Genomic DNA, 11,520 nt, shown 5'->3' with positions numbered 1-11,520 from the left:
ACTTTCAGGTCCATAGGTTTCAGCTCTCGCCACGGCATGGTCAGATCCTCGGAATCGACCAGTGCCAGTTAAAGACTGTTACCTATGTGCTTGAACTGTTTTGTTACCTATGTGGGTGAGTCATACCGGCGAGACCTTTTGGTTCCTTTTGGGGCGTTTGCCAAAAGGGACTCGCCGTAAGGGCGAAACCATAAGTCGCCGTTACCGCAGAAACGGATATGTACTCAATCACCCAAGAACATGGTCGGCCCAGAGGCCGCCAAGATACACAAACTGACAGCGCCGTCAGTTAGCCGTCACCCTCCTGACCACCAAACAGGTTTATAAAGGAAACTCCCCTTCGACCCAAAACCCAGCCCCGGCGCCCCACTCGCATGCGAATCCAGAAAACACCCGCCCTGCTCGTCGCCCTTCTGATCGTCCTGGCAGCGCTGGGCCTGTGGTATGCCACCAAACCGGCCAAGGCCAAACTCGCCGCCCCCAGCGCCATCCCGGTGCGCGTGGTCGCCGTTGCCGAAAAAGACGTCCCCCGCTTCGTCAGCGGCATCGGCTCGGTCCTGTCCCTGCACAGCGTCGTGGTCCGCCCGCAAATCGACGGCATCCTCACCAAAATCATGGTCAAGGAAGGCCAACTGGTGAAAAAAGGTGACCTGCTGGCCACCATCGACGACCGGTCGATCCGCGCCAGCCTCGACCAGGCCCGGGCACAACTGGGCGAAAGCCAGGCACAACTGCAAGTGGCGCTGGTCAACCTCAAGCGCTACAAACTGCTCAGCGTCGACGACGGCGTGTCCAAGCAGACCTACGATCAGCAACAGGCGCTGGTCAACCAGCTCAAAGCCACCGCCCAGGGCAACCAGGCGTCGATTGACTCCGCCGAGGTACAGCTTTCCTACACACAAATTCGCTCACCGGTCAGTGGTCGTGTCGGCATTCGCACAGTCGACGAAGGCAACTTCCTGCGCATGACCGACACCCTGGGTCTGTTTACCGTGACCCAGATCGACCCGATCGCCGTGGAATTTTCCCTGCCACAGCAAATGCTGCCGACCTTGCAGGGCCTGATAAACGATCCGCAGCGCGCCCAGGTCAAGGCCTACATCGGTGCCGACACCGACGGCGAAACCGGCAACCTGCTCGGCGAAGGCCACTTGACCCTGATCGACAACCAGATCAGCGCCAACACCGGCACCATCCGCGCCAAGGCCGAGTTCGACAATCCCGGGCAGAAGCTCTGGCCGGGCTTGCTGGTGACGGTAAAGATTCAGACAGCGCTGGATAAAAATGCACTGGTCGTACCGCCCAACGTCGTACAGCGTGGCCTGGATCAACATTTCGTCTATCGCCTCAATGGCGACAAAGTCGAAACCGTGCCCGTGCAAATGGTCTATCAGGACAGTGGCCAGAACATCATCAAGGGCGTGCAGCCGGGTGACAAACTGGTCAGCGATGGCCAGTCGCGCCTCAAGCCCGGTTCGACGGTGCAGGTGCTGACCGATCCACCGCAAGTGGTGCAATCGGAGCCAACACCATGAAGGGCCATGGTTCGGTTTCAGCCTGGTGCATCGATCACCCGGTCGCCACCATTCTGCTGACCTTTGCCCTGGTGCTGCTGGGCGTGATTGCTTTCCCGCGTCTGCCCATCGCGCCTCTGCCGGAAGCGGAATTCCCGACCATCCAGGTGGCCGCGCAACTGCCCGGGGCCAGCCCGGAAACCATGGCGTCGTCGGTAGCCACGCCCCTTGAAGTGCAGTTCAGCGCCATCCCCGGCGTGACCCAGATGACCTCGAGCAGCGCGCTCGGCTCGACCAACCTGACCCTGCAATTCACCCTCGACAAGAGCATCGACACCGCCGCCCAGGAAGTCCAGGCAGCAATCAACACCGCCGCCGGCAAGCTGCCCAAGGACATGCCGAACCTGCCGACCTGGCGCAAGGTCAACCCGGCCGACAGCCCGGTGCTGATCCTCAGCGTCAACTCCTCGTTGATGCCGGGCCCGGAGCTCAGCGACTTGACGGAAACCCTGTTGTCCCGTCAGCTCAGTCAGGTCGACGGTGTAGGCCAGGTCTCCATCACCGGTCAGCAACGTCCGGCGATTCGTGTGCAAGTGTCCGCCGATAAACTGGCGGCGATTGGCCTGACCCTGGCCGACATTCGCCTGGCCATCCAGCAAACCAGCCTCAACCTGGCCAAGGGTGCGCTGTACGGGGAGTCGAGCATCTCGACCCTGTCCACCAACGACCAGTTGTTCCATCCCGACGAATACAGCCAACTGATCGTTTCCTACAAGGATGGCGCACCGGTTCACCTCAAGGATGTCGCCAAAGTCGTCAACGGTTCGGAAGATGCCTACGTCCAGGCCTGGGCAGGCTCGCAACCGGGGGTCAACCTGGTGATCTTCCGCCAGCCGGGGGCCAACATCGTCGAGACCGTCGACCGCATTCAGGCGGCGTTACCGGCGCTGGAAGCGATGTTGCCCGCCTCGGTGCAGGTCAAGGTGCTGATCGACCGCACCCAGACCATCCGCGCTTCGCTGCATGAAGTGGAAATCACCTTGCTGATTGCCATCATGCTGGTGGTGGCGGTGATGGCGTTGTTCCTGCGCCAGCTGTCGGCCACGTTGATTGTGTCGGCGGTGCTGGGTGTGTCGCTGATCGCCAGTTTTGCCCTGATGTATGTGATGGGCTTCAGCCTGAACAACCTGACGCTGGTGGCGATCGTGGTGGCCGTGGGGTTTGTGGTCGACGATGCGATCGTGGTGGTGGAGAACATTCACCGCCATCTGGAGGCCGGTGACGGCATGCGCGAGGCCGCGATCAAAGGCGCCGGCGAAATCGGTTTCACCGTGGTGTCGATCAGTTTCTCGCTGGTGGCTGCGTTCATTCCACTGCTGTTCATGGGTGGCGTGGTCGGGCGGTTGTTCAAGGAGTTCGCCCTGACTGCCACCTCGACCATCATGATTTCGGTGGTGGTCTCCCTGACGTTGGCACCGACGCTGGCGGCGCTGTTCATGCGCGCGCCGGCGCATCACGCCCACGACAAACCGGGCTTCGGTGAGCGTCTGTTGGCGTGGTACGAAAAAGGCCTGCGCCGTGCCCTCGCCCACCAGAAAACCATGATCGGTGTGTTCGCTTTATCGCTGGCTCTGGCTGTCGCCGGTTACATCTTCATTCCCAAGGGGTTCTTCCCGATACAGGACACCGGTTTCGTCCTCGGCACCACTGAAGCTGCTGCCGATATTTCCTACGGCGACATGGTGAAAAAACACCTGGCGATGGCCGAAATCGTCGCTGCCGATCCCGCTGTCGAAACGTTTTCACATTCCGTCGGTGTCTCGGGCAGCAACCAGACCATCGCCAACGGCCGCTTCTGGATCACCCTGAAAAAACGCAGTGACCGCGATGTCTCGGCCAGCGAGTTCATCGACCGGATTCGCCCGCAACTGATGAAAGTTCCGGGCATTGTCCTGTACCTGCGCGCAGGGCAAGACATCAACCTCAGCTCTGGCCCGAGTCGTGCGCAGTATCAATATGTGCTCAAGAGCAATGACGGCGCGACCCTCAGCACCTGGACCCAGCGCCTGACAGAAAAACTGCGCGCCAACCCGGCCTTTCGCGACATCTCCAATGACCTGCAACTGGGCGGCAGCATCACCCACATCAGCATCGACCGCAGCGCCGCAGCCCGTTTCGGCCTGACCGCCAGCGACGTCGACGAGGCGCTGTACGATGCGTTCGGTCAGCGCCAGATCAACGAATTCCAGACTCAGGTCAATCAATACAATGTGATCCTGGAACTGGACACCAAGCAGCGCGGCAAGGCCGAAAGCCTCAACTATTTCTACCTGCGTTCGCCCCTGAGTGGGGAAATGGTGCCGCTGTCGGCCTTGGCCAGGTTCGATGCACCGACCGTCGGCCCGCTGTCCATCGCCCATGACGGCATGTTCCCCGCCGCCAATCTGTCGTTCAACCTGGCCCCCGGCGTAGCGTTGGGCGATGCGGTGATCATGCTCAACCAGGCCAAGGCCGACATCGGCATGCCGGCCGCCATCAGCGGTAATTTCCAGGGCGCGGCCCAGGCGTTCCAGAGTTCGCTGGCCAGCCAGCCGTGGCTGATCCTCGCGGCGCTGGTGGCGGTGTACATCATTCTCGGTGTGCTCTACGAGAGCTTCGTGCACCCGCTGACGATCATTTCGACCTTGCCGTCGGCGGGCCTCGGCGCGGTGATCATGCTGTGGATCTGCGGTCAGGACTTTTCGATCATGGCCTTGATCGGGCTGGTGCTGTTGATTGGTATCGTCAAGAAAAACGGCATCCTGATGATCGACTTCGCCCTCGAAGCGCAGCGCAATGGCGGGCTGTCGCCTGAAGAAGCGATCTTCAAGGCCTGTATCACGCGGTTCCGGCCGATCATCATGACCACCCTCGCCGCCCTGCTCGGCGCCCTGCCGCTGATGCTCGGCTACGGCACCGGCGCCGAACTGCGCCAGCCGTTGGGGATCGCTGTGGTCGGCGGTTTGCTGGTGAGCCAGGCGCTGACGCTGTTCACCACGCCGGTCATATACTTGTGGCTGGAGCGGTTATTTCATAGGCACACTCTCTCACCAGCACCTCCGCCCGTACCGGCGCTGGCGACCACAGACTGAGGCGGGGTCATGCGCGTCCTGATTATCGAAGACGAGGAAAAAACCGCGGATTATCTGCACCGCGGTCTGACGGAACAGGGTTACACCGTGGACCTGGCGCGGGATGGGGTCGAAGGCCTGCACCTGGCGCTGGAGAGCGACTACGCGGTGATCGTCCTCGACGTGATGTTGCCGGGCCTGGACGGCTTCGGCGTGTTGCGCGCCTTGCGTGCACGCAAGCAAACCCCGGTGATCATGCTCACCGCCCGCGAGCGTGTGGAGGACCGCATCAAGGGCCTGCGTGATGGCGCCGATGATTACCTGGGCAAGCCGTTTTCCTTCCTTGAACTGGTGGCGCGCCTGCAAGCGCTGACCCGGCGCAGCGGTGGTCATGAACCGGTGCAGGTGAGCATCGCCGACCTGTGGATAGATTTGATCAGCCGCAAGGCGACCCGAGGTGGCGCACGGCTGGACCTGACCGCCAAGGAGTTTTCGCTGCTCAGTGTGCTGGCCCGGCGCCAGGGTGAAATCCTCTCGAAAACCGCCATTGCCGAGATGGTCTGGGACATCAATTTCGACAGCGACGCCAACGTCGTCGAAGTCGCGATCAAACGCTTGCGGGCCAAACTCGACGGGCCGTTCGAAGAGAAATTGCTGCACACCATTCGTGGCATGGGTTATGTACTGGAGAGCCGTGGTGTCCAGTAACTCGATCGCGCTGCGCCTCAGTGGGATGTTCACGCTGGTGGCGCTTTTAGTCTTTCTGCTGATCGGCTGGGCGTTGTACCAACAGGTCGACAAGGGCCTGGGCCTGCTGCCCGAAGCTGAACTCGATGCGCGCTACAGCGTGCTCGAATCCACGGTCGGCCGTTACGGCACGCCCGAGCATTGGGTGAAGATCAACAACAAGCTCAATCTGCTGAGCGAAGAAGACAAACGCATCAGTTTCTGGATCATCAGCGGCGATCCACCTTTCGAATACGGCAACCTGACCCCACAGATCCGCGCCTTTGCCCAAGGACCGCTGGGCACGCGCGATATGCATCTGCCGGATCACCCCTATCCGCTGAAAGTGCTGGTCAGCGAGTTCCCGGCCAAGGACCAGCGCCCGCCCCTGCGCTTCATGATCGCCATTGATACCGAGACGTTTTTCCACACCCAGCATCAGTTGCTGATCGCACTGATCAGCCTGGCAATCGTCGGCGTATTACTGGCCTCGGCACTGGGTTACTGGGTGGCTCGGATCGGCCTCAAGCCGCTGATCAAACTGTCCCAGGAAGCCCAGCGCCTGGCCCCGCCGTTGCGGTCGGGGCGCCTGCGCTTGTCACCGTTGCCGCCGGAACTCGATCAATTCGTCAGCTCGTTCAACTCGACCCTGGAACGGGTTGAGCAAGCCTACTCACGCCTTGAATCGTTCAATGCCGACGTCGCCCACGAACTGCGCTCGCCACTGACCAACCTGATCGGCCAGACCCAGGTCGCACTGACCCGCGGACGCTCCGCCGAGCATTACTTCGAAGTGCTGCAATCGAACCTCGAGGAGCTTGAGCGGCTGCGCTCGATCATCAACGACATGCTGTTCCTCGCCAGCGCCGATCAGGGCAGCAAGGCGACAAAGCTCACCTCGACCTCGCTGGCCGATGAGGTGGCCACGACCCTGGAATATCTGGATTTCATACTCGAAGACGCCCAGGTCCAGGTTGAGGTCAGTGGTGATGCGCAAGTGCGTATCGAGATCGCCCATCTGCGCCGGGCGCTGATCAATCTGCTGAACAACGCGGTGCAGCACACCGCCCCCGGGCAGGTGATTCAGGTGCACATAGAGAACGCAGGGGACCAGGTCAGCATTGGCGTCGCCAACCCCGGTTCGCCGATTGACAGTGAACACCTGCCACGGCTGTTCGAGCGCTTCTACCGGGTCGATGCATCACGCAGCAACAGCGGCCACAACCATGGCCTTGGGCTGGCCATCGTCAAGGCTATTGCGTTGATGCATGGTGGGGATGTGTTTGTACGCAGTGACCATGGAATGAATACGTTCGGGATTCATCTTCCCGTCTGACTCCCCCAATCCCTTGTGGTGAGGGGGCTTGCCCCCGTTCGGTGGCGAAGCCGCCGTAAATCCGGTATGCCGGGTGAATCAGGTCAATCGCGGTCGCAGGTTTTGGGGCTGCTGCGCAGCCCGACGGGGGCAAGCCCCCTCGCCACAGAAAAGCGCCTGGCATCACAACTATTGCCGTAGCCGCAACAGTCCTTTCATGAATCCGCTCTTTTTCCCCTCGCCTCATATCCTTATCTTTGCCCGCACCAAACAGCACTTGCCAAGCAAGAAGGTTTTAAAGATGTCCAACAGTATGGGTATTGCCAGCGCTTTCGTTTTGTCCTCTTTGTTCCTGTCGCCATTGGCGATGGCGGAAGAATCGCAGACTTTCGTCGCGCATAACACCGCACGCGCTGCAGCGTTCGAAGAGCATCAGATCGAGATGACGGCCAAGGCTGCGCAAGACGCCCAAGCCCCGCAAGCATCCAGCACTCAGGCCCGGTCAGGGGCCGAGAAAGACAGCTGATCCGCACCTGTCATACCTGTTTCTCTCGACACTTTTCATCGGCTCTTCCCTTTGAAAAGTTGTCTTCAAAGCCGCTGCTATCAGCGGCTTTTTTTATAGTTCTTCACGCTATCCGGGGAGCCGTAGGAGCCGGCTTGCCGGCGATGGACTCAAGTGCGCCGCGTTCATCCAGTTCATACGCGTTATCGTTAACGACCATCGCTGCGATGCGGCGACCCGACAAGCCAGCTCCTACAGGGCAATTTTTGCAACGAAAGTCACTACCCCCACGCCATTGATCAATCGTTCGAGTAACAGGAACGATTCATTCGGCTGCTGCGTTTATGCAACTACGCTTACAACGTCCCTTTAGCAGACGTCAGCCCTATGACCCCAAGCCGCACCCCGCATTTTCAAGGCCCGCCCGGGCGACCCGAAATCATGGTGATCTTCGGCAGCACCCTGACTGTGATCTCGATCCTGTGCATCGTCACTTTCCTGCTGATCCGCGAACACGCCTACGCCCAGCAGACCGCCACACGCAGCGCAACCACCATTGCGCAACTGATCGATGCCGATGTCCTGCGTACGGTCGAACTCTACGATATGACCTTGCAGGGCCTGATTGCCGCTGCCCAACGGGATGACATTAAGCAGGTTTCGCCGCAGATCCGTCATCTGGTGCTGTTCGACCGCTCCACCACCGCGCGCTACAAGGGTGACATCCTGCTGCTGGACAAGCACGGCGACGTGCTGGCCGACTCCTCATTGATCGAACCGAAACCGGGCAACTTCGCTGACCGCGATTATTTCCTGGCCCACGCCTTCAATCGTGACACCGGCATGTTTATCAGCCGACCGTTCAAGCCGCGTTGCGACTGCGACGACAGCGACGAATGGCGCATCAGTTTCAGCCGGCGCATTTCCTCGCCCACGGGTGAGTTTCTGGGGGTCGCAGTAGCCTCGATGCGCATGAGCTACTTCGACCAGCTGTTCAACAGCCTCGACATCGGCACTGGCAGTACGCTGGCCATCATCAACGATGACGGGGTTCTCCTGGCGCAGAAACCGCACCGGGAACAAAACTCCATCGGCAAGAGCTTCTCCAGCCGGCCCAACGTCATTCGCATGCTGCAAGAGCGCAGCGGTACCTTCGAAAGTGTATCGAGCGTCGACCATCAACGGCGCCTGTACACCTTTTCCCGGGTCGGTAATCTACCCCTGACCGTCATCGTGGCCCTTTCTATCGACGAGGTGTTTGCCACCTGGAACCGCACGGCCTATGTGATCAGCGGTGCTACCGGGGTTTTGTGCATCGGTTTGTTGTGTTTGACCTGGCTGCTCTGCCGCGAGCTGCGCCTGCGCCAACATGCCGAGCAGGAGTTGTCGCAACTGGCGGCCACCGATGCCTTGACCGGCGTGGCCAACCGTAGATCCCTTGATCAGGCCCTGCGCCATGAATGGTTTCGTGCGCAGCGCAGCGGCAAGCCGTTATCGCTGCTGATGGTCGATGCCGATCACTTCAAGGCCTTCAACGATCGGCACGGGCATCAGGCTGGCGACGAAGCGTTAAGGGCATTGGCCGAGGTCATCAGCGCCAATGTCCATCGCGCCACAGACCTGGTGGCTCGCTATGGTGGCGAGGAGTTTTCGGTCGTCCTGGCCGAAACCGACAGTGAAGGCGCGAAGCAGATTGCCGAGCAGATCCGCGAGGCGGTGCAAAAACTGCCGCTGGTGGACGTCGCAGAGCCGCCGATGAGCGTAAGTATTGGCATTGCCACCTGGACGGCGGCCAGCGATATCAACCTGGAGCAATTGCTGTTCAATGCGGACAAGGCGTTGTATCAGGCCAAGGATGGGGGGCGTAACCGGGTGGTGTGCGCCAGTTGAAATCCTGGCTGAATCAACTGACCTCTTCGCGGGCAAGCCCGCTCCCACATGGGAATGCAATCCTCTGTGGGAGCGGGCTTGCTCGCGAAGAGGCCTGTAGGGCAATACAAACTTCGAAACATAAAAAAAGGCCACCCGAAGGTAGCCTTTAAAAAACTAGAGAGGTTTTTTGCTTACACGGCCGCAACCGGACGCATGTAAGAGATCGGTGCAGTGCTGGCGTCTTCGAACGTCACGACTTCCCAGGCATCTGTCTGCTCAATCAACTTGCGCAGCAGCTGGTTGTTCAGTGCGTGGCCGGACTTGAAGCCCTTGAACTCACCAATCAGGCTATTGCCCAGCAGGTAGAGGTCACCAATTGCATCGAGAATCTTGTGCTTCACGAATTCGTCTTCATAGCGAAGGCCGTCTTCGTTCAGTACGCCATCGGCGTCGACCACAATAGCGTTTTCAACACTGCCGCCGAGTGCGAGGTTGTGCTTGCGCAGGTACTCGATGTCACTCATGAAACCAAAGGTACGGGCGCGGCTGACTTCTTTTACGAACGAAGTGCTGGAAAAATCCACGCTTGCACTTTGGGTGCGGTCACGGAAAACCGGGTGATCGAAATCGATCTCGAAGCTCACCTTGAATCCTTCGAAAGGGACGAAAGTAGCGCGCTTGTCGCCATCTTCCACTGTCACTTCCCGCAGGATGCGGATGAACTTCTTGGCGGCGTCCTGTTCTTCCAGGCCAGCCGATTGAATCAGGAATACGAAAGGTCCAGCGCTACCATCCATGATCGGGACTTCGGACGCGGAGAGCTCGACGTAGGCGTTATCGATGCCCAGGCCTGCCATGGCCGAGAGCAGGTGCTCTACCGTGTCCACTTTGACGTCACCGTTAACGAGCGTGGTCGACATAGTGGTTTCACCAACGTTTTCCGCGCGGGCAGGAATCTGCACCACGGGGTCGAGGTCGGCGCGACAAAACACAATGCCGGTGTCGACAGGCGCTGGCTTGAGGGTCAGGTAGACCTTCTCCCCGGAGTGCAGGCCGACACCTGTGGCACGGATAATATTCTTCAGGGTGCGTTGTTTAATCATGGCATGGGCCGCTTCAGCGCAAATTGCGAACTGGTATCAACAAAGGCTGGCGATGATAGCAGACCAGACCTTTGCTGAACACCAATCACCCTAATACCCCTGATACATTTCATCAATCGGCCTGGCGACGCAGGAAAGCCGGGATGTCCAGGTAGTCCAGGTCATCTTGCGGATTCATCTTCGCGGCAGTCGCAGCACCGGCCTGGGCCTGGTTGCGCATGACGGTCGGACGGTCCAGGTCACGGTAGTTCACCGCTGGAGCTTCCTGACGAACAGGGGCCTGTTGTTGTGGCTGTGCAGCCATCGAGGTGTGGACGGTGTTGTCGATGACCTTCACAGGCTTCTCGATTTTAGCGCCCAGACCGGTTGCAACGACAGTCACGTGCAGCTCGTCGCGCATGTCCGGATCGATAACGGTACCGACCTTGACCATCGCGTGCTCGGAAGCGAATGCCTCGATGATGCTACCCACGTCGGAGTACTCACCCAGGGACAGATCCGGACCGGCGGTAATGTTTACCAGGATGCCGCGAGCGCCTTGCAGGTTCACGTCTTCCAGCAGCGGGTTGCGAATGGCCGCTTCGGTGGCCTCGCGCGCACGGTTCGGACCGCTGGCGCAGCCAGTGCCCATCATTGCCATGCCCATTTCGCTCATCACGGTACGCACGTCGGCGAAGTCGACGTTGATCATGCCCGGACGCTTGATGATGTCGGAGATACCGCGAACGGCACCGGCCAGTACATCGTCTGCCTTGGCGAAAGCCGACAGCAGGCTGGCGTCTTTACCGAGGATGGTCAGCAGCTTCTCGTTGGGAATGGTGATCAACGAGTCGACGCTTTCAGACAGCAGACGGATGCCTTCGTCGGCGATCTGCATGCGCTTGCGGCCTTCGAACGGGAACGGACGGGTCACCACCGCAACGGTGAGGATCCCCATTTCCTTGGCCACTTCGGCGATGATCGGCGCAGCACCGGTACCGGTACCACCGCCCATGCCAGTGGTGATGAACACCATGTTGGTGCCCTGCAGGACTTCGGCAATACGCTCACGGTCTTCCAGAGCGGCCTGACGGCCAACTTCAGGGTTGGCGCCAGCGCCCAGACCCTTGGTCACGCCGGTGCCCAGTTGCAGGATGGTCCGCGCGCCGATGGATTTCAGCGCCTGGGCATCAGTGTTGGCGCAGATGAACTCGACGCCTTCAATGTTGCTCTTGACCATGTGGTTGACAGCGTTGCCGCCGCCACCGCCGACACCGATAACTTTAATTACCGGGCTTGCGGGGATGTTGTCTACGAGTTCGAACATTTTCCCTCTCCTTTACATTCTCTAGTTTTTTCGCCTACTGCGTGCTTCGGTGTAACGGTGTTTCGGTAA

Annotated in this window: 8 protein-coding genes; 6 read left to right on the top strand and 2 right to left on the bottom strand. The window is 59.8% G+C overall.

The window, feature by feature from the left end; translation table 11 throughout:
• Positions 1-374: 374 nt before the first annotated feature.
• The 6 genes from KGA88_RS01865 (at position 375) to KGA88_RS01840 (ending at position 9,060) form a co-directional block, all read left to right on the top strand.
• On the top strand, positions 375-1,535 hold the full coding sequence (locus tag KGA88_RS01865) for an efflux RND transporter periplasmic adaptor subunit (protein WP_110662358.1): 1,161 nt from the start codon (positions 375-377) through the stop codon (positions 1,533-1,535).
• On the top strand, positions 1,532-4,645 hold the full coding sequence (locus KGA88_RS01860) for a multidrug efflux RND transporter permease subunit (protein WP_223588458.1): 3,114 nt from the start codon (positions 1,532-1,534) through the stop codon (positions 4,643-4,645). The genes KGA88_RS01865 and KGA88_RS01860 overlap by 4 nt, the downstream gene beginning before the upstream one ends.
• A gap of 9 nt (positions 4,646-4,654) precedes the next feature.
• Complete coding sequence (locus KGA88_RS01855) at positions 4,655-5,332, top strand: heavy metal response regulator transcription factor (RefSeq protein ID WP_007989910.1); 678 nt, start codon at positions 4,655-4,657, stop codon at positions 5,330-5,332.
• Positions 5,322-6,686 carry a heavy metal sensor histidine kinase gene (locus tag KGA88_RS01850; protein WP_223588456.1) on the top strand — a complete coding sequence of 455 codons (1,365 nt, stop codon included), beginning with the start codon at positions 5,322-5,324 and terminating at the stop codon, positions 6,684-6,686. The genes KGA88_RS01855 and KGA88_RS01850 overlap by 11 nt, the downstream gene beginning before the upstream one ends.
• Positions 6,687-6,966: 280 nt before the next feature.
• Entirely contained in the window at positions 6,967-7,191 is a 225-nt protein-coding gene (locus KGA88_RS01845) for a hypothetical protein (protein WP_110659919.1), read from the top strand.
• A 366-nt stretch (positions 7,192-7,557) separates the two neighbouring features.
• Positions 7,558-9,060, top strand: a complete 1,503-nt coding sequence (locus KGA88_RS01840; RefSeq protein WP_223588452.1) for a sensor domain-containing diguanylate cyclase — start codon at positions 7,558-7,560, stop codon at positions 9,058-9,060.
• 173 nt (positions 9,061-9,233) lie between these two features.
• Here KGA88_RS01840 and lpxC read toward each other — a convergent pair whose 3' ends face one another.
• Positions 9,234-10,145: a UDP-3-O-acyl-N-acetylglucosamine deacetylase gene (gene lpxC, locus KGA88_RS01835; RefSeq protein WP_007939852.1), complete on the bottom strand. Its 912-nt coding sequence runs from the start codon at positions 10,143-10,145 to the stop codon at positions 9,234-9,236.
• A 112-nt stretch (positions 10,146-10,257) separates the two neighbouring features.
• A complete protein-coding gene (gene ftsZ / locus KGA88_RS01830) occupies positions 10,258-11,451 on the bottom strand; it encodes a cell division protein FtsZ (protein WP_046041931.1) in 1,194 nt (397 codons plus the stop codon).
• Between the last annotated feature and the right edge of the window lie 69 nt (positions 11,452-11,520).

Origin of the sequence: Pseudomonas sp. A-R-19 (assembly GCF_019956575.1) — a bacterium.
Classification (GTDB): domain Bacteria; phylum Pseudomonadota; class Gammaproteobacteria; order Pseudomonadales; family Pseudomonadaceae; genus Aquipseudomonas.
The sequence above is the reverse complement of the archived record's forward strand: the minus strand, read 5'-3'. Positions and strand labels throughout refer to the sequence as shown.